14 protein-coding genes are annotated in these 22,384 nt (G+C 73.7%); 11 read left to right on the top strand and 3 right to left on the bottom strand.

Annotated elements, in window-relative coordinates; genetic code table 11:
- Positions 1 to 179: 179 nt before the first annotated feature.
- The 3 genes from OG310_RS11480 (at position 180) to moeZ (ending at position 3,144) form a co-directional block, all read left to right on the top strand.
- A complete protein-coding gene (locus OG310_RS11480) occupies positions 180 to 1,160 on the top strand; it encodes an NAD-dependent epimerase/dehydratase family protein (RefSeq protein ID WP_329455779.1) in 981 nt (326 codons plus the stop codon).
- Positions 1,148 to 1,900 carry a spherulation-specific family 4 protein gene (locus OG310_RS11475; RefSeq protein ID WP_329455778.1) on the top strand — a complete coding sequence of 251 codons (753 nt, stop codon included), beginning with the start codon at positions 1,148 to 1,150 and terminating at the stop codon, positions 1,898 to 1,900. Before OG310_RS11480 ends, OG310_RS11475 begins: the two co-directional genes overlap by 13 nt.
- A 65-nt stretch (positions 1,901 to 1,965) precedes the next feature.
- A complete protein-coding gene (moeZ, locus tag OG310_RS11470; protein WP_329455777.1) occupies positions 1,966 to 3,144 on the top strand; it encodes an adenylyltransferase/sulfurtransferase MoeZ in 1,179 nt (392 codons plus the stop codon).
- Between the two features lie 280 nt (positions 3,145 to 3,424).
- Here the strand turns inward: moeZ and OG310_RS11465 are convergent, their stop codons facing one another.
- Positions 3,425 to 5,002 carry an alpha/beta hydrolase gene (locus OG310_RS11465; RefSeq protein ID WP_329455776.1) on the bottom strand — a complete coding sequence of 526 codons (1,578 nt, stop codon included), beginning with the start codon at positions 5,000 to 5,002 and terminating at the stop codon, positions 3,425 to 3,427.
- A gap of 196 nt (positions 5,003 to 5,198) precedes the next feature.
- A complete protein-coding gene (locus OG310_RS11460) occupies positions 5,199 to 7,871 on the bottom strand; it encodes a lysylphosphatidylglycerol synthase domain-containing protein (RefSeq protein WP_443078837.1) in 2,673 nt (890 codons plus the stop codon).
- Positions 7,872 to 8,356: 485 nt separating this feature from the next.
- On the opposite strand from OG310_RS11460, the gene OG310_RS11455 reads away from it, so the two are divergent.
- The 4 genes from OG310_RS11455 to nudC all read left to right on the top strand — a co-directional run bounded on the left by OG310_RS11455 (position 8,357) and on the right by nudC (position 17,889).
- Positions 8,357 to 8,821: an MGMT family protein gene (locus OG310_RS11455; protein WP_329455774.1), complete on the top strand. Its 465-nt coding sequence runs from the start codon at positions 8,357 to 8,359 to the stop codon at positions 8,819 to 8,821.
- A 318-nt stretch (positions 8,822 to 9,139) separates the two neighbouring features.
- Positions 9,140 to 12,724, top strand: coding sequence for a UvrD-helicase domain-containing protein (locus tag OG310_RS11450; protein ID WP_329455773.1), 3,585 nt, complete (start codon positions 9,140 to 9,142; stop codon positions 12,722 to 12,724).
- Positions 12,725 to 12,921: 197 nt separating this feature from the next.
- A complete protein-coding gene (locus tag OG310_RS11445) occupies positions 12,922 to 16,713 on the top strand; it encodes an ATP-dependent helicase (protein ID WP_329455772.1) in 3,792 nt (1,263 codons plus the stop codon).
- Positions 16,714 to 16,920: 207 nt separating this feature from the next.
- Entirely contained in the window at positions 16,921 to 17,889 is a 969-nt protein-coding gene (nudC, locus tag OG310_RS11440) for an NAD(+) diphosphatase (RefSeq protein ID WP_329455771.1), read from the top strand.
- A 374-nt stretch (positions 17,890 to 18,263) separates the two neighbouring features.
- Here nudC and OG310_RS11435 read toward each other — a convergent pair whose 3' ends face one another.
- Positions 18,264 to 18,506: a mycoredoxin gene (locus OG310_RS11435; protein WP_329455770.1), complete on the bottom strand. Its 243-nt coding sequence runs from the start codon at positions 18,504 to 18,506 to the stop codon at positions 18,264 to 18,266.
- Positions 18,507 to 18,731: 225 nt separating this feature from the next.
- On the opposite strand from OG310_RS11435, the gene OG310_RS11430 reads away from it, so the two are divergent.
- From OG310_RS11430 to OG310_RS11415, 4 genes are all read left to right on the top strand, one after another.
- On the top strand, positions 18,732 to 20,933 hold the full coding sequence (locus tag OG310_RS11430) for an ATP-dependent DNA helicase UvrD2 (protein ID WP_329455769.1): 2,202 nt from the start codon (positions 18,732 to 18,734) through the stop codon (positions 20,931 to 20,933).
- 217 nt (positions 20,934 to 21,150) lie between these two features.
- Positions 21,151 to 21,510 (top strand): hypothetical protein, encoded by a 360-nt coding sequence (locus OG310_RS11425; RefSeq protein ID WP_329455768.1) that lies wholly within the window; start codon positions 21,151 to 21,153, stop codon positions 21,508 to 21,510.
- A gap of 170 nt (positions 21,511 to 21,680) precedes the next feature.
- Positions 21,681 to 22,049: a WhiB family transcriptional regulator gene (locus OG310_RS11420; protein WP_329455767.1), complete on the top strand. Its 369-nt coding sequence runs from the start codon at positions 21,681 to 21,683 to the stop codon at positions 22,047 to 22,049.
- A complete protein-coding gene (locus tag OG310_RS11415) occupies positions 22,046 to 22,369 on the top strand; it encodes a hypothetical protein (protein WP_329455766.1) in 324 nt (107 codons plus the stop codon). Before OG310_RS11420 ends, OG310_RS11415 begins: the two co-directional genes overlap by 4 nt.
- Positions 22,370 to 22,384 lie beyond the last annotated feature (15 nt).

Genomic DNA, 22,384 nt, shown 5'->3' with positions numbered 1-22,384 from the left:
GCTCCGTCCGGGCCGGCCCGTGCCGCACCACACGCGGGGCGGGCCGGCCCGGACGGCAGTCCCTGGCACCGCCACCCCGCGGCGCCGCCCGAGTCCGCACTCTCAAGGAGACGACCCGTCATGACCCCGCACTCCCGACACCAGGTCCACCGGGCCGCCCGACGCAGAGGGGCGGCGCGATGAGGGTCCTGCTGCTCGGTGCCAACGGTTTCCTCGGCCGCTTCGTCGCCGACCGCCTGCTCGCCGACCCCGCGGTGCACCTGACCGCGCTCGGCCGGGGGGACGACGCCGACGTGCGGTTCGACCTCGCGAGCGGCAGTCCCGGAGCGCTCACCCGTTTCATGGACGCGGTGCATCCCGGTGTCGTCGTCAACTGCGCGGGCTCGACCCGTGGCGGGGCACGCGACCTGATCCGCCACAACACCGTCTCCGTCGCGACCGTGTGCGAGGCGCTCCGCCGCAGCGGCTGCGGTGCGCGGCTCGTCCAGATCGGCTGCGCCTCCGAGTACGGGCCCTCGCAGCCCGGCTCGTCCACGGCCGAGGACGCGATGCCGCGCCCCGGCGGCCCGTACGGGGTCAGCAAGCTCTCGGCCACGGAGCTGGTGCTGGGCTCCGGCCTCGACGCCGTCGTGCTGCGGGTGTTCTCCCCGGTCGGCCCCGGTACGCCCGCGGGCTCGCCGCTCGGCCGGCTCGCCGAGGCGATGCGCCGCGCCATGCAGGCCGGCGACCCGGAGCTCAAGCTCGCGGGGCTCGGGGTGCAGCGCGACTTCGTGGATGTGCGGGACGTCGCGCGCGCCGTGCACGCCGCATCGCTGTCCGCCGCCCAGGGCATCGTCAACATCGGTACGGGCAGGGCCGTCAAGCTCAGGGACGCCGCCGCCGTCCTGGCCAGGGTCGCCGGATACGCGGGCGCGCTGAACGAACTGGACGCGCCCCCGCCGGGCGCGGGGCGCCCCCATGTGCACGGCCCGATCGGCGCCCCGCGCGGGGAGCCCGCCGTGGAGCACCTGGGCGTCGGCCCGTTCCCGTACCCCGACGGGTGCGGGCCCTGGCAGCAGGCCGACGTCCGCACGGCGCGCGACCGGCTCGGCTGGCGCCCGAGGATCGGTCTGGAGGAGTCACTGGCGGACATCTGGATGGAGGCGGCATGTCGCATCTGACCACCGCCGGGCGGCGACGCACGGGCACGGGGGCGGATCGCACCGGTTTCGGCGTGCCGGGATACGCGCACCCGCTGCTCGCGCCCGTCGAGTGGGCCGAACTGACCCGGCCCGGCACACCGCTGCACTGGGCCGTGCTCAACGTGGCGGACGGGCCGGGCGCCCGGCCCGACCCGCACTGCCTCCAGGCGGCCGGCCGCCTGACCAACGCGGGCGTGCGGGTGCTCGGCCACCTGGACCTCAAGCGCGGCGCGTACGACTTCGGTGACCTGGTCTGCGACGCCCAGCGGTACGTCGACTGGTACCGCGTGGGCGGTTTCTACCTGGACCGGGCACCCTGCGAGCGCAGCGAGCTGCCCGGGGTGAGAAGGGTCACCGCGACCCTGGAGGCGGTGCTCGACGGGGGCCATCTCGTCCTCGGGCACGGCGCCCACCCGTACGCCGGGTACGCCGAGGCCGCCGACCAGTTGGTGACGTACTCCGGCGCGTGGAGCGAGTACCGCTGGTCCCAGGCAGCCCCGTGGACGGCGGGCTATTCCCCCGACCACTTCGTCCACTTGGTGCACGGTGTGCCGCGCTCCCACCTGGACGAGGCGATGCGTGTCGCGCGCTGGCAGGGCGCGGGCACGATCTTCTTCACGGACCGGTCGGACCCGGGCGGCGCGAGCGCCCCCTTCGCGGCGCTGCCCGGGTACTGGGACGAGATCGTCTCGCTCGTCGGACCGGGTATCTCGGAATGAGAAAGGCCATGGCACTGTTGCAGGGAGAACAAGTCAGTTAATGACCTACCCCTGTAGAGGTCCCTGTGTCGTTGCCCCCCTTGGTCGAGCCCGCCGAAGGGCTCACCGTTGACGAGGTCCGCAGGTACTCCCGTCACCTGATCATCCCCGACGTGGGTATGGACGGGCAGAAGCGGCTGAAGAACGCGAAGGTACTGATCGTGGGCGCCGGTGGACTCGGTTCCCCGGCGCTGATGTACCTGGCGGCAGCCGGTGTCGGCACGCTCGGCATCGTGGAGTTCGACGAGGTCGACGAGTCGAACCTCCAGCGCCAGATCATCCACAGTCAGGCCGACATCGGCCGGTCCAAGGCGGAGTCCGCCAAGGACACGGTCACCGGCATCAACCCGTACGTGAACGTGGTCCTTCACGAGGAACGGCTCGAAGCCGAGAACGTGATGGACATCTTCGCCCAGTACGACCTGATCGTGGACGGAACGGATAATTTCGCCACCCGTTACCTGGTCAACGACGCCTGTGTACTGCTGAACAAGCCGTACATCTGGGGTTCGATCTACCGGTTCGACGGCCAGGCGAGTGTCTTCTGGTCCGAGCACGGCCCGTGCTACCGGTGCCTCTACCCCGAGCCGCCCCCGCCGGGCATGGTCCCGTCGTGCGCCGAGGGCGGCGTGCTGGGCGTGCTCTGCGCGTCCATCGGGTCCATCCAGGTCAACGAGGCCATCAAGCTCCTCGCGGGCATCGGCGAGCCGCTCCTCGGCCGTCTGATGATCTACGACGCCCTGGAGATGCAGTACCGCCAGGTCAAGGTCCGCAAAGACCCCGACTGCGCGGTGTGCGGCGAGAACCCGACCGTCACGGAACTCATCGACTACGAGGCGTTCTGCGGCGTCGTGTCGGAGGAGGCCCAGGAGGCGGCGGCCGGTTCGACGATCACTCCCAAGCAGCTCAAGGAGTGGATCGACGACGACGAGAACATCGAGATCATCGATGTCCGCGAGCCGAACGAGTACGAGATCGTCTCCATCCCCGGCGCGAAGCTGATCCCCAAGGACCGGTTCCTGATGGGCGACGCGCTGGAGACCCTGCCGCAGGACAAGAAGATCGTCCTGCACTGCAAGACGGGCGTCCGCAGTGCGGAGGTGCTGGCGGTGCTGAAGTCCGCGGGCTTCTCCGACGCGGTGCACGTCGGCGGGGGCGTCATCGGCTGGGTGAACCAGATCGAGCCGAGCAAGCCGATCTACTAGACCCCGGTGTCCCGGCCCGCCGGGAAGCCCGAGGCCACCGTGAGGGGCCGGTCCACGCGAGAGCGCGGACCGGCCCCTCACGCGTTCCCGTTCCCACGGCGTTCCCGTTCCCACGTGTTCCGGGGTTCGGGGCGGGTCGTGGACCGACCGCCGTCCCGCCGTCCCGCTGTCCCCGCCGCCTCGGGGGGCGGGGCCGCGCTCCGCCGTCGCGCCGGACCGGCGGCCGGGGCCGCCGTCCCCGCGGGTCAGGGGGCGGGCCGTGGGGACGGTTCCCGCCGGGTCAGCGGCAGACCGTGCCGGGCTTCGGCACCGTGCCGTCGAGGAAGTAGCTGTTGACGGTGCGCTGCACGCACGCGTTGCCGCTGTCGTAGGCGCCGTGGCCCTGGCCCTTGAACGTCAACTCGACCGCGACGCCCTTGCCGAGTGCCTTCTCCATCGCCTTGGCGCCCTCGTAGGGAGTGGCGGGGTCGCCCGTGTTGCCGACGACGAGGATGGGGCCCGCGCCGGGCGCGCTCACGTCGGGGTGCGTCCAGCGGCCGGCCACCGGCCACTTGGTGCAGCTGAGCATGCCCCAGCCGAGGAGGTCGCCGAAGACGGGCGACGCCTTGCGGAACTCCGGCAGGCTCTGCCGGGTCTGCGCCACGGTGAAACGCTGCGTGGAGTCGAGGCAGTTGACGGCGGCGTTGGCGGCCTGCGTGTTGCTGTAACGGCCGTGTTCGTCGCGGCCGTTGAGAGAGTCGGACAAGGCGAGCAGGAGAGCGCCGTTGCCGCCGTGCGCCTCGTCGAGGCCCTGTTCCAGCAGCGGCCAGAAGTCCTTGGAGTACAGGGCCTCCACGACGCCGTTGGTGCCCTCGGTCGCGGTGAGCTTGCGGACCCCGATGCCCATGATCGGACGGGTGTCGAGGCTGTGGAGGAGCTTGACGATGAAGGCCTCCACCTCCTTCGGCGTGGAGCCGGGCAGCTTGCACGCGTCGCCGCGCGCGACGCAGTTCTTCGCGAAGTTGTCCAGGGCGAGCTGGAAGCCCTTCGCCTGGCCGAGGGCCCCCTGCTGGGAGTTCTGCGTCGGGTCGACCACGCCGTCGAAGACCGCCCGGCCGACGCGGGTGGGGAAGAGGTGCGCGTAGACGCCGCCGAGTTCGGTCCCGTACGAGATGCCGAAGTAGGAGAGCTTCTTGTCGCCGAGCACCTGCCGCATCAGGTCCATGTCGCGGGCCGCCTCGGTGGTGCCGACGTGCGGCAGCTGCCGGGAGGAGCGGTGCTCGCAGGCGGCGGAGTACCGGGCGATGCTCGCGGCGTACGTCTTCTGCTCGGCGGCCGTGTCGGGGGTGGCGTCCTGCGCGTAGAACGCGTCGAGTTGCTGGTTGTTCTCGCATTCCACCGGGTCGCTGTCGCCGACGCCGCGCGGGTCGAAACTGACGAGGTCGTAGCGGGCGCGCAGCTTCTCGTAGTCCTTGGCGAAGGACGGCAGGCCGGTGACTCCGGAGCCGCCGGGCCCGCCGAAGTTGAAGACGAGCGAGCCGATGCGGTGCTTCTGGTCGGCGGCCTTGGCGCGGATGAGCGCGAGGCGGATCGTGCCCGCCGAGGGGTGCGCGTAGTCGAGCGGTACGGCCATGGTGGTGCACTGCCAGGTCACCCCGCCGGGCAGTGGCGAGGGGGAGGGGCCGCCGCCCTGCGCCACGCTGGGTGTGCCGCACGCCCGCCAGTCGAGCTTCTGCGAGCCGAGGTCGTGGGGTGCGGGGGAGGTCGCGGCGGAGCCCGTCGAGGAGGCTCCGGAGCTGCCGGCCCCGGTATCGGAACACCCGGCGACGGGGGCGACGAGGGCGAGAGCGGACACGGCGGCGACCAGGGATCTGCGCATGCCCCCATGCTCGTGCCGGGTCCGGGCACCCGCCCGTGGCCACGGTCCAAGCGGGTGGCGGCGGACGGTCCTGGCGCGGCGCGGCCACGAACGGGTGACGCCCGGTGCGCATGCCACGAACGAGTGACGCCCGGTCCGCCGGGCGGGAGACCGGGCCGGGCCGTCGCCCGGCGGACCGGGCGACGGTGACGACCGGTTACAACGCGCCTCTGCGGGTGAGTTGGCTGAAGCAGATCCAGCCCGGCAGCACCGGCAGCCACAGCGTCATCAGACGGAACAGCAGCACGGCCGGGGCCGCCACCTCCTTGGGCAGACCCACCGCCAGCAGTCCCAGCGTCAGCGCGCCGTCGATGGCACCCACACCGCCCGGTGTCGGCGCGGCCGAGCCGATCGCGTTGCCCGCGAGGAAGACCACCGCGATGCTCGCGTAGCTCAGCTGCTGGCTGCCGTCGTCGAAGGCACGGATCGACGCGTCGAGACACATCACGAACAGGCCCGTCAGCAGCAGCTGCCCGCCGATCCCCGTCACCAGCTTCATGGGCTGCTGCAGCACGTCCAGCATGCGCGGCACGACCCCCGCGAACAGCGACCGCAGCCGCGTCACGACCCACTTGCGCAGGAACGGGATCGCCGTCACCACCAGCACCAGCACCGCGACCGTCAGCAGGCCCGCGATCACTGTCCTGGACGGCGTGAGCGATGTCGTCTTCTCCGTGCCCGTCAGATAGCCGAAGGCCGCCAGCAGGACGATGTGCGCGCCGAGCCCGAACAGCTGCGACGCGCCCACGCTCGCCACCGCGAGCCCCGGGCGTACGCCGGACCGCTGCAGGAAACGCGTGTTCAGCGCGACACCGCCGACCGCGGCCGGCGCGACGATCTTCACGAACGACCCCGCGACCTGCGCGGACACCGTCCGCCGGAACGAGACCCGCTCCGGTACGAAGCCCAGCAGGCTCATCGCGGCCGCCACGTACGACACCGCGGAGAACGCCGCCGCCGCCGCCACCCAGCCCCAGTGCGCCTGGCTGACCACCATGCTGAAGTCGAGCTGTGTGAGCTGTGAGAGCAGGAAGTACGCGGCGATCGCGCCCGCGATGAACCCGATCAGGGTGCGCGGCCTGATCCGCTCCAGACGGACCGGCTCGACCGGCGCCTGCGGCCGGATCAACAGCACCTGCCTGCGGATCTGCGAGAGCAGGTCCTCCTCGCGCGCCTCGTCGAGGGCGTCGTCTATGGCCCGCTTCTCGGCCTGCTTCTCCAGCCGCAGCGACTTGCGGGCCGCCTTCTTGTCCTCGCCCTCGGTGGCCGCGGTCTCCGCGACCCGCGCCCTCTTGTTCGCGGCGGACGCCTCAAGGACGGCCTCGCGCTCCCGCTGGGCCCGCTCCCTCGCGAGCTTGCGCAGGGTCGCGCGGGAGGAACGGCTCAGCGCGATCGGCTGGAGCAGCGGCAGGGAGTCGGCGACCGCGTCCGGCCCGAGCACCTCCACCGCCGCCGCCACCGAGCGTTCCGCGCCCACCCGCAGACCGATCGTGGTGAGCAGTTGCGCGGTGTCCATGCGCAGGACGACGTCGCCCGCGGCGATCTCCCCGCCCCGCAGCTCGGTGAGGATGACCCCGCCGGCCCGGTCCACCAGCAGCGCGTCGCCGGTCAGGCTGCGGTGCGCGATGCGCCGCGACTGCAGGTGGCGCACCTGCTCCCAGGCGCCGCGCATCAGCTCGTCGGTGATCTCGCCGTTCGACAGCGTGTCGAGCGTGCGGCCGCCGAGGTGCTCGTATACCAGCATGACGGCGTCGGGGCCGAGCTCCGAGGTGGCGATGAGTTTCGGGGCGCGCGCGCCCGCGGCGATCGCCGCGTACGCCAGCAGCGCCTCCTGTTCCAGCGCCTGCCGCAGCGAGGGGATCGACCGGCGCGAGGTGATGGAGCGCAGCGTCAGCCGGCGCCACACCCGGTAGAAGAAGCCCTGAGCCTGCTGTTCCCGGTCGACGACCGTGACGTCCAGCGGCGGGCCGTCCTCCAGCGAGACGAAGTAGCGCCGCCCCCGGTCGCCCGCCTCGGTGGCTTCGGTGACGGGCTCCTCCGCGCGCATCGCGCTGACGGGGCGGAAACCGACCCGGCGCAGCCCCGCCATCAGGGTCTGCCCGGTGGGTCGCACGTTCGGCGAGCCGACCGCGTAGAGCGTGCCGTACGCGACGGTCCAGCCGATCATCACGGTCAGCAGGATCGAGAACGGTGTGGTGTAACCGGCGACCAGCATGGCGAACGCGTCGAGCAGCAGGACCGCCCACAGCACCACCCGCCAGCGCGGTCTGCGGGCCATCCCCACGGCCGTCATGTACGCGATCACGGGCGCGAGATACCCGTGCACGGGGTCCGTGGCGCCGCTGCCGACCTGTGGCAGCGTCAGCGCGTCCTGCAGCGCGTGCGGGGCGGCCCGCGCCACCCACAGGTCCGCGGCAAGGGTGACGCCGTGCGCGAGCACGGCCGCGAGCACACCGTCCGCGATCCGCAGGCCGTCGCGTTTGATGAGCCGCTCGATCGCGAAGGCCACGGGGACGAGCAGCACGGCGATGCTGGACAGCAGGCCCGCGAACTTCGCGAGCAGGTCGGGCGCCTGGCCCGTACCCCTGCTGATGTCGTGTTCGAGGCCCGACGTGGTGCCGTGGGCGAACGCCGCGAGGAACAGGATCACCGCGATCGCGAGCAGGCCCACGAGGAGGCGCAGCAGGTCCGAGGGGCGGTGCACCCGGGCGGCCAGCAGCGGCTCGTCGCCCGAGACGCGGTCGGTGTGCGGGACGCCGTCCTCGTCGCAGGCGGGTTCCGTCTCGGCGCGCACGATCTCGGGGTCGTCGGTGCCGGTGCCTTCGGTGATGTCGGCGTCGGCGGCGCCCGTACGGGGGCCCGAGTCGCCCGCGCCCGGGTCGCCGGTGTCGGAGCTGCCCGTACGTGAGCTGCCGGTACGTGAGCTGCCCGTGCCGTGGTTGCCGCCGTCGGAGCCGCCCGTGCTCGAGGCCCCGCCCCCGGCGCCCTCATCCCCGGTGTCCGAGCCGGAGTCCCCGGCCTCGTCGGACCCGGCCTTGGTGAGCCGGACCGGGTCCGGGTCATGGCGCGCGTCAGCGCCGGAGTGGCCCCCGGCCGTCGCAGACCGTCCGGCCTGCTCCTCCGTCGCGTCCGTGTCTTCTCGATCTTGTATCACCAGTCACCGCCCGCACGATGGTGGCACGTGAGACCCGCTGACGGGGGCAACAAAGGGCGTTGCGCGGACGGGGTCGGAGCGAAGATGATCTCTTTGTCCTTGTATGCGTGGAGTGTCCCCGTCTCGGGTCCCTGTCGGTGCCGTGAGGCAGGATGGGACGGATGAGGCGCCAGCAAGGTGAGCGGGACGGTGACGGTGCACACGGTCCGAGCGGGGAGCCGACGACCGGCGGGTCGCCGGACGCCGGTGAGCTGCCGGAGTACGCGGAGCGGGTGCTCGACGTCACGGAGCTGATTCCGCCGGGCAGAGTGATGACGTACGGCGACGTCGCCGAGTGGCTCGGCGAGAGCGGCCCCCGCCAGGTGGGCCGCGTCATGGCGCTGTACGGCGGCGGCGTGCCCTGGTGGCGGGTGGTGCGTTCCGACGGAGTGCTGCTGCAGGGGCACGAGCTGCGGGCCCTCGACGCCTACCGCGCGGAGGGCACGCCCCTGCGCGAGGCGTCGCGCGCCGCCGACGGGCACCTGCCGCGCCTCGACATGAAGCGGGCCAGGTGGGACGGCGGCGGCACGGGGGGCGACAGCGACGGGCAGGCCGCGGAGCGCACGGGCGATCGGTCTCACATATGACAGTTTCCGCCATCGTGGTGCGTGGTGGGGGCACCTGGGGTACCTCGTCGGTTCCGTACGGCGGCCCGCGCCTCGCGCGGGTGAGCGCGTAGCGTCTGCCGAACGGCCTCCGGCCGTCCGGCGGCCGGGCAGCCGGCCCGTCACGTTCGTCACACCGCCCACCCCACCCGTCCCGCCGTCGTGTCGTGATCCCGCCGCCCCGGGCTTGCACCCTCGGTGCTTCCCGTACCGCCCAGCCGTGCGGCCCCTGCCGCCGCCTCCCGGCGACTCCCGGCACTTTCCCGTAATTTCCCGCACCTTCCAGGACCGGCGATCCACGTGAGTTCCTCCTCCACCAGCACCGGCCGTGCCCCGCACCAGGGGGCGCGGCAGCGGGGCACCGGCACGTACCGGCTGGTGCGCAGCGCCCCGGTCCCGGCCATCCCCCCTGAGCTGGACGCGGCACAGCGGGCGGTGGTTGACCACGGCGCGGGTCCGCTGCTGGTACTGGCCGGACCCGGCACGGGCAAGACCACGACGCTCGTCGAGTCGGTCGCCGAGCGGGTCGCCCGGGGGACCGACCCCGCACGGATCCTGGTGCTCACCTTCAGCCGCAAGGCCGCCGTGGAACTGCGGGACCGGATGACCGGACGGCTCGGCGGAGTCCTCGCCCCGCAGGCGACGACCTTCCACTCGTTCTGCTACGCGCTGGTCCGCGCCCACCAGGACGCGGAACTGTTCACCGAGCCCCTGCGGCTGCTGTCGGGGCCCGAGCAGGACGTCGCCGTACGCGACCTGCTCGCTGGCCAGATCGGCCTCGCGCGCGAGGGACGCTCCCGGGTGCACTGGCCGGGCGACCTGCGGGCGTGCCTGACGACACGCGGATTCGCCGACGAGGTGCGGGCGGTCCTGGCGCGCAGCCGTGAACTCGGCCTCGGCCCGGACGCGCTCGCCGCGTTCGCGGCGCGCACCGGCCGCCCCGACTGGGGGGCCGCGGCGGCGTTCCTCGCCGAATACCTGGACGTGCTGGACCTCCAGGGCGTACTGGACTACGCGGAACTCGTGCACCGGGCCGCGCTGCTCGCGGAGCGGCCGGGGACCGGAGCGCGGCTCGCCGCGTCCTACGACGCGGTGTTCGTCGACGAGTACCAGGACACCGACCCGGCACAGGTCCGGCTCCTGCGGGCCCTGGCCAGCGGTGGGGCGACGCTCGTCGCCTTCGGCGACCCCGACCAGTCGATCTACGCGTTCCGCGGTGCGGACGTCAACGGCATCCTCGACTTCCCGCAGGTCTTCCCGCGCCGTGACGGCACGCCGGCGCCGGTGGCGGTGCTCACCCGTACCCGCCGCTCCGGCGCGCGCCTGCTGGCCGCGACCCGCGAGGTGGCCCGCCGGATGCCGCTGCCGCGCCTGCCCCAGCAGGCGGTACGGGCGCACCGCGAGCCGGAGCCCGTGCGGGACGGCGGCAGGGTCGAGGTGTACACCTACCCGACCCCCTCGACCGAGCTCGACAACATCGCGGACATCCTGCGCAGGGCGCACCTGGAGGACGGGATGCCCTGGAGCGACATGGCGGTACTGGTCCGGGCGGGCGGCCGCACGATCCCCTCGCTCCGCCGGGCCCTGACATCGGCGGGCGTACCGCTGGAGACCGACGGGGACGACGTACCGCTGCGGCACGAGCCCGCGGTGGCCCCGCTGCTTATGGCACTGCGCGCGGCGGCGACGGGCGCCCTGCGCGGGCCGGGCGAGCCGGGCCGCGTGGCGGGCGACGCACCGGGCTCGAAGGGGGCGGAAGCCTCGGGCGTGCCGGACTCGGGGCCCGGGACGTCCGGGGCGGCCGGAGGGACGGAGACGCCGGCCGGAGGGTCGGAGGCGTCGGCCGGAGGGTCGGAGGCGTCGGCCGGAGGGTCGAAGGCGCCGGGCGGGCCTCAGGCGGCCGGAGGGACCGAGGGGGCCGGTGAGTCCGGGGCAACTGATGAGTCCTGGGCGACCGGCGGGTCCTGGGCGCCCGGTGCGGACCTTGCGGACGGCGCGGCCGGCGGGGAGGACGCGCTGTCGACCGATGTCGCCCTCGCGCTGCTGACCTCGCCCCTCGGCGGCATGGACACGGCGGACCTGCGGCGGCTCGGCCGTGCCCTGCGCGACGACGAGCGCCTCGCGGGCGAGCGCCTGCCCCCGCCGTCCGACGTCCTGCTCGCCCGCGCGCTGGCCGAACCCGAACGGCTCGTCACCCACGACCCCGCCTACGCGCGCGGCGCGCAGCGTCTCGGCGAACTGCTGCGCGGGACGCGTGAGCTCCTCCGGGGCGGCGGCACCGCCGAGGAGGCGCTGTGGATCCTGTGGGACGGCACGCCCTGGCCCGGCAGGCTGGAGCGGTCCGCGCTGCGGGGCGGCCCCGCGGGCCGCAACGCGGACCGCGACCTCGACGCGGTCTGCGCGCTGTTCGACACCGCCGCCCGCGCCGAGGAGCGCACCGGCGGGCGCGGCGCACTCAACTTCCTGGAGGAGCTGGACGCCCAGGACATCGCCGCCGACACCCTCGGCCGGCGGGCCGTCCGGCCCGATGCCGTACGCCTGATGACGGCCCACCGCTCGAAGGGACTGGAGTGGCGCCTGGTGGTCGTCGCCGGCGTGCAGGACGGCCTCTGGCCCGACCTGCGCCGCCGCGGCTCGCTGCTGGAGGCGGACCGCATCGGCCGCGACGGTCTCGCGGAACCGCTCACGCCGGGGGCCCTGCTCACCGAGGAGCGCAGGCTGTTCTACGTGGCGGCCACCCGGGCCCGCGACCGGCTCGTCGTCACCGCCGTCAAGTCCGCGGCGGACGACGGCGATCAGCCCTCCCGTTTCGTCACCGAACTGGGCGTCGAGCCCCGCGACACGACGTCCCGGCCCCGCAGGCCGCTGGCCGTCGCCCCGCTCGTCGCGGAGCTGCGGGCGACGACCGTCGACCCGGACGCGAGCCCGGGGCTCAGGGACCAGGCCGCGCGCCGGCTCGCGCGCCTGGCCGCGCTCACGGACGAGGAGGGCACCCCGCTCGTCCCGGCGGCGCACCCGAACAGCTGGTGGGGCCTGTACGAGCCGACGCTCAGCGCCGTCCCGCTGCGGGAGCGCACGCAGCCCGTCGCGCTCTCCGGCAGTGCGCTGGACCAGCTGGTGAACACCTGCGCGCTCCAGTGGTTCCTCGGACGCGAGGTCAAGGCGGACGCCCCCGCCACCACCGCCCAGGGCTTCGGCAACGTGCTGCACGTCCTCGCGGACGAGGTCGCGTCCGGACGTACGCCCGCCGACCTGGCCGTTCTGATGGAGCGGCTGGACACCGTATGGGACGGTCTGGCCTTCGACGCGCCGTGGAAGTCGCGGCAGGAGAAGGACCAGGCCCGCTCCGCGCTCGAACGCTTCCTGCGGTGGCACATGAGCGACCGCGGGGACCGGCGGGTGGCCGCCACGGAGCACGAGTTCGACGTGACCCTCGGTGCGGGGGAGTACGAGGTCCGCGTCCGCGGCTCCATGGACCGCGTCGAACAGGACGCGGAAGGGCGTGCGTACGTCGTCGACTTCAAGACGGGCAAGCAGGCCCCCACCAAGGACGAGGTGGCCCACCACGCACAGCTCGCGGTGTACCAGCTCGCCGTCGGCGAGGGCGCGGTGGACGGCGCGTTCGAGGGGCGCCGCCCCGAGGCGGGCGGCGCGGAACTCGTCCAGCTCCGGCAGCCCGCGCCGCAGCGGGAAGGCGGCGACGCGCTGCCGAAGATCCAGTCGCAGGAACCGCTGTCCGGCGACTGGGCCGCGAGCCTGCTGGCCGAGGCGGCGGGCCGCGTCCTCGACGAGCGGTTCGGCCCCACCCCCGGCACGCACTGCGGGCACTGCGCGTTCCGGGCGTCGTGCAGCGCCCAGCCGCAGGGGCACCAGGTGGTGGAGTGAGGCGGCCGGCCCCCGCCCCGCATCCGCCCCGAACCCGCCCGGATCCTCCGACGCCCCGGATCCTCCGACGCACCTGACCGCGACGTATCTGACCGCGCCCGTCACGGCCCGCGGTCCTGTACCGCCCGGCCCGCGGTCCCGTACCGCCCGGCCGGCGGTCCGGGCGGGCTGTCGGTGGCGGCGGTTAGCCTTCCTGGATGGCCGCGCGCATCACCGACCCCGAGCAGCTCAAGCAGCTCCTCGGCATCCCCTTCACCCCGGAGCAGATGGCGTGCGTCACCGCACCGCCCGCCCCGCAGGTGATCGTGGCGGGCGCGGGCTCCGGCAAGACGACCGTCATGGCGGCGCGGGTGGTCTGGCTGGTCGGCACCGGGCAGGTGGCGCCCGAGCAGGTTCTCGGGCTCACCTTCACCAACAAGGCGGCGGGCGAGCTGGCCGAGCGGGTGCGGGCCGCGCTCGTTCGCGCGGGCGTCCTCGACCCCGACGTGAGCGACCCCGACGCCCCGGCCGGGGAACCCCGTATCTCCACGTACCACGCCTTCGCCGGGCAGCTCCTCACCGACCACGGCCTGCGCATCGGACTCGAACCGTCCTCCCGGCTGCTCGCCGACGCCACCCGCTTCCAGCTCGCCGCCCGGGTCCTGCGGGATGCGCCGGGCCCGTACCCCATGCTCACCAAGACGCTCCCCGCCCTGGTCAGCGACTTGCTCGCGCTGGACGCGGAACTGTCCGAGCACCTGGTGCGGCCGGAGGAGCTGGACGCGTACGACGCCCGGCTGCTCGCCACTCTCGGCGCCGCCCGCCTCACCAACGCCGACCTGCGCAAGGTTCCCGAGGCCGCCGCCGCCCGCCGCGAACTGACCGGCCTCGTCGGCCACTACCGCCGGGCCAAGCGCGCCCGGGACCTGTTCGACTTCGGCGACCAGATCGCCCTGTCCGCGGAACTCGCCCTCACCCGCCCCGAGGTGGGCCGGATACTGCGGGAGGAGTTCCGGGTCGTCCTGCTCGACGAGTACCAGGACACCTCCGTCGCCCAGCGGCGCCTGCTCGCCGGGCTGTTCGGCGGCGGCACCGGGCACGCCGTGACCGCGGTCGGCGACCCCTGCCAGGCGATCTACGGCTGGCGCGGCGCGTCCGTCGCCAACCTGGACGACTTCCCCGCGCACTTCCCGTACGGGGACGGCACGCCCGCCACCCGCTTCTCGCTGAGCGAGAACCGCCGCAGCGGCGGCCGGCTCCTCGACCTCGCCAACCGCCTCGCGGAGCCGCTGCGCGCGATGCACGCGGGCGTCGAGGCGCTGCGCCCGGCCCCCGGCGCCGAGCGTGACGGCGGCGTCCGCTGCGCCCTGCTCGCCACCCACGCGGAGGAGATCGAGTGGCTCGCCGACTCGGTCGCGCACCTCGTGCGGACGGGCACGGCACCCGGGGAGATCGCCGTCCTGTGTCGTACGGCAGGCGACTTCGCCACGATCCAGGGAGCGCTGGTGGCGCGCGACGTGCCGGTGGAGGTCGTCGGGCTGTCGGGGCTGGTCCACCTGCCGGAGGTGGCCGACCTGGTCGCCGTGTGCGAGGTGCTGCAGGATCCGGGCGCCAACGCCTCCCTCGTACGCCTGCTGACCGGCCCGCGCTGGCGTATCGGCCCGCGCGACCTGGCGCTGCTCGGGCGGCGGGCGCGGCTCCTCGTACGTACGTCGGCCGCCGGTGGGGAATCCGGCGGCGCCGACGACCATGCGGACGCGCGGCTGGCCGCCGCGGTGGAGGGCACGGACCCGGCTGAGGTCGTCTCGCTCGCGGACGCGCTCGACACGTTCCTCGACGGGGCGGGCCCGCCGGACGACGGCCTGCCGTTCTCGTCGGCCGCGCGCGTGCGCTTCGCGCGCCTCGCCCAGGAGCTGCGCGAGCTGCGCAGATCGCTCGCGGACCCGCTCATGGACGTGCTGCACCGGGTGCTCGCAACCACCGGCCTGGAGGTCGAACTGGCCGCGTCGCCGCACGCGCTGGCGGCTCGCCGCCGCGAGACGCTCGGCAACTTCCTCGACATGGCGGCGTCGTTCGCCGCGCTCGACGGCGAGGCGGGACTGCTGGCCTTCCTCGGCTTCCTGCGGACCGCGGTGCAGTACGAGAAGGGCCTCGACAACGCGCTGCCCGGCGGCGAGAACACCGTCAAGGTGCTCACCGCGCACAAGGCGAAGGGCCTGGAGTGGGACGTCGTCGCGGTGCCGGGTCTCGTCACGGGTCAGTTCCCGAGCACGAAGGCGCGCGAGGCGTGGACGTCCCAGGCGAAGGTCGTGCCCGGCGTCCTGCGGGGCGACGCGGAGACGCTGCCCGTCATCGGAGGATGGACGGCGCGCGACATGAAGGCCTTCAAAGAGGCCCTGCGCGACCACCAGGAGACGGAGGAACTGCGCCTCGGTTATGTGACGTTCACCCGCCCGCGCACCCTCCTCCTCGGCTCCGGCCACTGGTGGGGCCCCGACCAGAAGCGGCACCGGGGCCCGTCCGCCTTCCTGCGGGCGCTGTACGACCACTGCGCCGCCGGGTACGGGGAGATCGAGGCGTGGGCGGAGGAGCCCGGGCCGGACGCGGAGAACCCGGCGCTGCGGGCGCAGGCGGGCGCCCCGACGCCGTGGCCGCTGCCGCTGGACGAGGACGCGCTGCGCCGCCGCCGCGACGCGGCCCGCACGGTACGCGCGCACCTGGACGCCCTGACGCACGCGGCGGTGCCCCTGCCCTCGGCCCCGCCCGGTCCGCCGCGCCGGGTGGGACCGACGGCGGAGTCCGTCCCGTTCGACCTGTGGCCGCAGGAGGACGAGCCCCCGCCCGAGGACGACTCCCTCTACGAGAGCGCGCCGCCGCCGGAGGACGCGTTCCTGCCGGAGGGCGGGGCTCCGCCCGAGGACGGTGCCCCACCCGAGGAGAACCCCCCGCCTGAGGAGGACCCGCTCCACGGGAGCGGACCGCCGCCGGAGGGCGAGGTTCCGCCGGAGATCGGGGGGTCAGGCGCGGGCGACCGGTCGGCCGAGGACCCCGGCAGGGGCCCGGACGCCGAAGAGGTCCCGGACGCCGAAGACGCGCGTGAGGCTTCTCACGTCCATGACGCCCGGCAGGAGCGGCGCTCCCCGGGCGCCGCCGGGGCCGTCCCCGCACCCCGGACCGGACGCGGCCCCGCCCCGGAGGAACTGCGCACGCTCGCCTCCTGGGACCGCGACCTCGACGCCCTCGCCGGGGAACTCACCCGCGCCCGCGCGGCGGTGCGGGACGTCGTCGTGCCCGCTGCCCTCTCCGCCTCGGAGCTGCTGCGGCTCGCCGCCGACCCCGACGCGTACGCACGGGAGCTGGCCCGGCCCATGCCGCGTCCGCCGAAGCCCGCAGCGCGCAGGGGCACCCGGTTCCACGCCTGGGTCGAGTCGCGGTTCGAGGCGCTTCCGCTGCCCATGCTCGGCCCCGACGAACTGCCCGGCGCCGACGACGACGATCCCGGCATCGCCGACGAGCGTGACCTGGCGGCGCTCAAGGCCGCGTTCGAGCGTTCCGTGTACGCGCGGCGCACGCCGTACCGGGTGGAGGCGCCGTTCCAGCTGACCCTCGCCGGCCGCGTCGTCCGCGGCCGGATCGACGCGGTGTACCGGGAGCCCGCGGGGGAGGGCGCCCCGTACCCCTGGACGTACGAGATCGTCGACTGGAAGACCGGCAGGGACCGCGAGGCCGATCCGCTGCAGCTCGCCGTCTACCGCCTTGCCTGGGCCGAGCGGCACGGGCTGCCGCTCAGCGCCGTGAGCGCCGCGTTCGTGTACGTGCGCAGCGGCGAGACCGTACGGCCCGAGGGGCTGCTGGACCGCGCGGCGCTGGAGCGCCTGATGACCGGGGAGGCCGGGCCCGGCGGGAGCCCCCGGCCCGGGCCGGGGGCTCGCGGGGAGCACCGGCGGGGCGCGCGGGGGGAGCGCGGCCCCGGCCAACCGCCGGGAGGGGTTCGCGGCCGGGCCGGTTAGGCTCGACATCATGAGCGAGACCCCGGACAGCGCCGTCCGCACTCACCCCCCGTCCCACCGCGCGGCCCACGGCCGGTCACACGGCGCGGCGGGCGGCCGCTGACGGCCCACGCCGGTCCCTGCCGGGGCCGGGGCCCGGCCCGCCCTCGTCCGTCCGCCACCACCCAGAGAAGCCGCCCGCACCTTCAGGGGGAGTTGGAAGTACCCGTGTCCACCAGCAGCACCAGCCGTGACGACGCCGCACACCGCCCTATCGGACTCACCGCGGACAGCGGCATCGACCGCGCCGCCCACCACCGCCTCGACGAGGCGTGGCTCGCCGCCGCCTGGAGCCACCCCACGACCCGTGTCTTCGTCGTCTCCGGCGGACAGGCGCTGGTCGACGACACCCCCGACGGCCGCACCGAGCTGGTGATGACCCCCACCTTCGAGGCGCCGCTCACGGAGACGCACCGCTACTTCCTCGGCACCGACGAGGAGGGCGTCCGCTACTTCGCGCTGCAGAAGGACTCCCTCCCCGGCCGCCTCGACCAGTCCGCGCGGGCAGCGGGCCTGCGCGAGGCGGGCATGCTCCTGTCGGCGCGCGACGCGGGCCTGATGGCGCACGCGGTGGCGCTGGAGAACTGGCAGCGGCTGCACCGCTTCTGCTCGCGCTGCGGTGAGCGCACCATGATCGCGGCGGCGGGCCACATCCGCCGCTGCCCCGCCTGCGGCGCCGAGCACTACCCGCGTACCGACCCGGCAGTGATCATGCTGGTCACCGACGCGGAGGACCGCGCGCTGCTCGGCCGCCAGGTGCACTGGCCGAAGGGCCGCTTCTCGACGCTCGCCGGGTTCGTGGAGCCCGGCGAGTCCATCGAGAAGGCCGTCGCCCGCGAGGTGTGGGAGGAGGCCGGCATCGTCATCGGCGACGTCGAGTACGTGGCGAGCCAGCCGTGGCCCTTCCCGTCGAGCCTGATGCTCGGCTTCATGGCGCAGGCCACGGGCTCGGAGATCAACGTGGACGGCGAGGAGATCGAGGAGGCGCGCTGGTTCTCCCGCGAGGACCTGCGGACGGCCATCGAGAGCGGCGAGATCCTGCCGCCGATGGGCATCTCGATCGCCGCCCGGCTCATCGAGCTCTGGTACGGCAAGCCGATCCCCAAGCCCCTGCCGGAGCCCGGCCCGGCCGCGTGAACCGGGGCCCCGGCCGCATCGGCCGGGGCCACCCAGGGGCACGGCTGAGGTGAAGGCCCGCGCCGGAACGACGCGAAGGCGAGACCCCGCGCCGGAACAAGGTGAAGGCGAGGCCTCGCGCGGGACAAGAACAAGTGGAACAAGGTGAAGGCCCCGGAGCGTGCGAACGCTCCGGGGCCTTCACGCTGAACCCCGCCCGCCGCCGGGCACGCGCCCACCCGGCCGCGGAGCCCGGGCGGTACGGGCAGGGACCCATGGCCGCACGGACCGAGCCCTGCTCTCCGGAGCGCCAGGCGCTCACGTCCCGCGGGCTCGGCCCTGTCGGTCGGGGGTACCTTCGCCGCGGTCGCCCGCGTCCCCGCGCCGCCGTCGGATCAGGCGGCGATCTTCTGCTTGACCTGCGCGAGCGACGGGTTCGTCAGCGTGGAGCCGTCCGCGAAAAGTACGGTCGGCACCGTCTGGTTGCCTCCGTTGGCCTTCTCCACGAACGCGGCGGACGCCGGGTCCTGCTCGATGTTGATCTCGGTGTACGCGATCCCCTCGCGGTCCATCTGGCTCTTGAGCCGACGGCAATAGCCACACCACGTGGTGCTGTACATCGTCACATTGCCCGACATGTCCCTCGCGCTCCTCTGTCTTCTGCCCGCCCGGCAGGGGCTCCGGCGCGGCGCATCCTTGGAACGTACAACGTCTGTCCACCATTCCCGTAGGGCGCCTCCGCTTGCCTTTCACGTCCGGCGGTGTGACGCGAGGCTCATGGCGGCCGTAACCGGTACGACCATCACACCCCGCCTGTGGACACTCGCCCGCAGCCGCCTCACCCGACCTGGCAGCATGGCGGGGTGACAGCAGCAACGCACTCCTCACCCCTTCCGCCGCTCGACGCGGACGCCGTGCTCGCAGGTCTCGACCCCGAGCAGCGCGCCGTCGCGACGGCCTTCCAGGGACCCGTGTGCGTGCTCGCCGGAGCCGGTACGGGCAAGACCCGCGCCATCACCCACCGCGTCGCCTACGGGGTGCGCGCCGGGATACTCCAGCCCGCGAGCGTCCTCGCCGTCACCTTCACCAACCGGGCGGCGGGCGAGATGCGCGGCCGGCTGCGGCAGCTCGGCGCCGGCGGCGTGCAGGCGCGGACGTTCCACTCGGCGGCCCTGCGCCAGCTGCAGTTCTTCTGGCCGAAGGCCGTCGGCGGCGAGCTGCCCCGGATCGTCGACCGCAAGGCGCAGCTCGTCGCCGAGGCCGCCGCCCGCTGCCGCCTACGCCTCGACCGCAACGAACTGCGGGAGGTCACCGGAGAGATCGAGTGGGCGAAGGTCACCCAGACCGTCCCGGCGGACTACGTGGCCGTCATCGCGAAATCGGACCGCGAGAGCGCGCGCGACGCGGCCGAGACGGGCCAGATCTACGCGATGTACGAGCAGCTCAAACGCGACCGGTCGGTGATCGACTTCGAGGACGTGCTGCTGCTCACGGTCGCCATCCTCCAGGACCGGCACGACATCGCCGACCAGGTCCGCAGCCAGTACCAGCACTTCGTGGTGGACGAGTACCAGGACGTGAGCCCGCTCCAGCAGCGGCTGCTCGAACTGTGGGTGGGCGACCGCGAGACGCTCTGCGTGGTCGGCGACGCCAGTCAGACGATCTACTCGTTCACCGGCGCCACCCCCGACCACCTGATCAACTTCCGCACCCGCCATCCGAACGCGACGGTCGTCAAACTCGTCCGCGACTACCGCTCCACCCCGCAGGTCGTCCACCTCGCCAACGGACTGCTCTCCCAGGCGCGCGGACGCGCCGCCGAGCACCGGCTGGAACTCGTCTCGCAGCGCGAGAAGGGACCGGAGCCCGCCTACACGGAGTACGGGGATGAGCCGGCCGAGGCGGAGGGCACGGCCCGGCGCATCCGTGAGCTGATCGCGGCGGGCGTCCCGGCCGGCGAGATCGCCGTCCTGTTCCGCATCAACGCCCAGTCGGCCCTTTACGAAGGGGCCCTCGCGGACGCGGGCGTGCCGTACCAGCTGCGGGGGGCCGAACGCTTCTTCGAGCGGCAGGAGGTGCGCGAGGCAGGAGCCGCGCTGCGTGGCGCCGCCCGCTTCGGCGGCAACGACGCCCTGCTCGACGGGATGGTCGAACTGCCCTCCCAGGTCCGTGCCGTGCTGTCCGCGAAGGGCTGGACGGACCAGCCGCCGGCCGGCTCGGGTCCGGTCCGTGACCGGTGGGAGTCGCTGGCCGCGCTGGTCAGGCTCGCGGAGGACTTCGCGGGCGCCCGCCCAGGGGCCACGCTCGCCGACCTGGTCGCGGAGCTGGACGAGCGCGCGGCGGCGCAGCACGCGCCCACGGTCCAGGGCGTCACGCTCGCGTCGCTGCACGCGGCGAAGGGCCTCGAATGGGACGCGGTGTTCCTGGTGGGCCTCTCCGAGGGCACCATGCCGATCACGTACGCCAAGACGGACGCCCAGATCGAGGAGGAGCGCCGGCTGCTGTACGTCGGGGTGACCCGCGCACGGGTCCATCTCTCACTGTCCTGGTCGCTCTCCCGCGCGCCCGGCGGGCGGGCGTCCCGCAAGGCGACCCGTTTCCTGCAGGGCCTGCGGCCGGGCGGGGGCCGCGCCACCTGGACGGCGGCAGCCGGGGCGGCGGGCTCGGTGGAGCTCGGCACGGCCACGGCGCGCGCGGCCGGCGAGGAGCCGGTGCGGCGCCGGCGCGAGCGTAGGCCCGCCCGGTGCCGCGTCTGCGGGAGGACGCTGACGGAGGCGGGCGAGATGAAGCTGATGCGCTGCGAGGACTGCCCCTCCGACATGGACGAGGGCCTGTACGAGCGCCTGCACGCCTGGCGCGAGGTGCAGGCACGTGATCTCGGCCAGCCCGCGTACTGCGTCTTCACCGACAAGACGCTGATCGCCATCGCCGAGACCGTGCCGTCCGACGAGCGGGCGCTCTCGGGGATCTCGGGTGTCGTGCGCCGCAAACTCACCCGCTTCGGCCCTGACGTTCTGGCCATCTGCGCAGGTGAGGACCGCTCCGGCGGCGCGGGGGTGAGTTGATGCAAACTCGTCGCGAAAATAGTTTGCGCCCGCCAGGCGAATCCCCATAGGTTCTAACCACAGGAACGGCGGTCTTCTCCGAGGCCGACTTCCCGTGCTGTACTTGACATGCTCGGCTCTCGACCGGCCGAGCGCGTCGCCACACAACGACACTGTCCGCATACGTGAGGAACCGGCCCCGGCCGGATCCCGAGACGCCGAGAGGAGGCGATTCCCCGTGACCACCAAGACCAGCAACGTCATCAGCACCGGAAAACTGGCCGGTCATGTCTTCGCCTGTGCTCCCTCAGTCGGCTTCTCGACCCCGATTCTCAACGGCACCGGTGTGTCCGGCGTCTTTGGGATGCGGCCCGTCTCCCTGTCCGGCCTGGATCTGTCCCTGCTCCCCGTGCGCGAGCGCGGCGGCAATCAGCGACCGACCGGGGCACTGGCAGCAGGAGTAGTGGCGCAGGCAGAGGTGAAGGCCTATGCCTTCGCGGCGGCGGCCAGTGCCGGAGCACAGACGAAGCAGCAGACGACGCACCACCACGAAATGTGGGCCTTCCGTGGGCCTGAACCCTGGAGTCCTCCAGCCTGATCGGCAATCAGGCAGGCGCCTTCAGGGCCGCGGAACCCCACCCGGGATCCGCGGCCCTTCTGTTTGTCCCGACAGGGACGGGCGGAGCGAAGGGGCCTCGGGCACGAACACCCGGTACCAGACGCTGTCCGACCGACCGGCCGGACCGAATAAGACGAGGAAGAAACCCCGTGCAACTCGAAGCGCACGCCCCGTCCGTACCGCCTTCCGAAACGATCCCGCCGCCCGGCCTCACGGAGGACTCCGCCTTGATCCCGCTCACCCAGCTCACCGCCCTCGACGAGGCGATCGAGAACCTCGGTTCGCCCGTTCCCTGCCGCGCCTACGACCCGGAGGTCTTCTTCGCGGAGTCGCCGGCCGACGTCGAGTACGCCAAGTCGCTCTGCCGTACCTGCCCGCTGGTCGAGGCCTGCCTCGCCGGTGCCAAGGAGCGGCGCGAGCCGTGGGGTGTCTGGGGTGGCGAACTCTTCGTCCAGGGCGTCGTCGTGGCCCGCAAGCGGCCGCGTGGCCGTCCGCGCAAGAACCCGGTCGCGGCATGAACGCACGCGGAACGATCGACCGTCCCCTCACGCACGATCCCAAGAAGCAGGCTCCGATGACCTCTTCCCCCAGTGAGCCCCACGGCTCCACCACGATCGCTTTCAACACGAAGGGCGCGCACGAGGCGCGTCAGAACAGGACCCGCGAGATGCAACTCATCCCAGAAGCCCTGGCTCGCGCGCATATGGACGAGAGACTGCGCGACGCCGCCGCGAGCCGTCAGGCGGCGCACGTGCTGGTGGCGCGGCGCATGCAGCGGCGCGCCGAGCGCGTGTCGATGCGCGCCCGCCGCGCCCTGGCCATGGCGGTCATGCAGTAACGGACCGCCGTCCGC

It is taken from the genome of Streptomyces sp. NBC_01497 (assembly GCF_036250695.1).
Classification (GTDB): Bacteria; Actinomycetota; Actinomycetes; order Streptomycetales; family Streptomycetaceae; genus Streptomyces.
This window is presented reverse-complemented; position numbering and strand designations above follow the sequence as displayed.

Bases quoted from the DNA above. Each gene is read 5' to 3' on its own strand.
- OG310_RS11480 (WP_329455779.1), top strand. From the start codon at position 180: ATGAGGGTCCTGCTGCTCGGTGCCAACGGTTTCCTCGGCCGCTTCGTC.
- OG310_RS11415 (WP_329455766.1), top strand. From the start codon at position 22,046: ATGAACGCACGCGGAACGATCGACCGTCCCCTCACGCACGATCCCAAG.
- OG310_RS11475 (WP_329455778.1), top strand. From the start codon at position 1,148: ATGTCGCATCTGACCACCGCCGGGCGGCGACGCACGGGCACGGGGGCG.
- OG310_RS11465 (WP_329455776.1), bottom strand. From the start codon at position 5,002: ATGCGCAGATCCCTGGTCGCCGCCGTGTCCGCTCTCGCCCTCGTCGCC.
- OG310_RS11435 (WP_329455770.1), bottom strand. From the start codon at position 18,506: ATGTCGGGCAATGTGACGATGTACAGCACCACGTGGTGTGGCTATTGC.
- OG310_RS11445 (WP_329455772.1), top strand. From the start codon at position 12,922: ATGGCCGCGCGCATCACCGACCCCGAGCAGCTCAAGCAGCTCCTCGGC.
- OG310_RS11455 (WP_329455774.1), top strand. From the start codon at position 8,357: ATGAGGCGCCAGCAAGGTGAGCGGGACGGTGACGGTGCACACGGTCCG.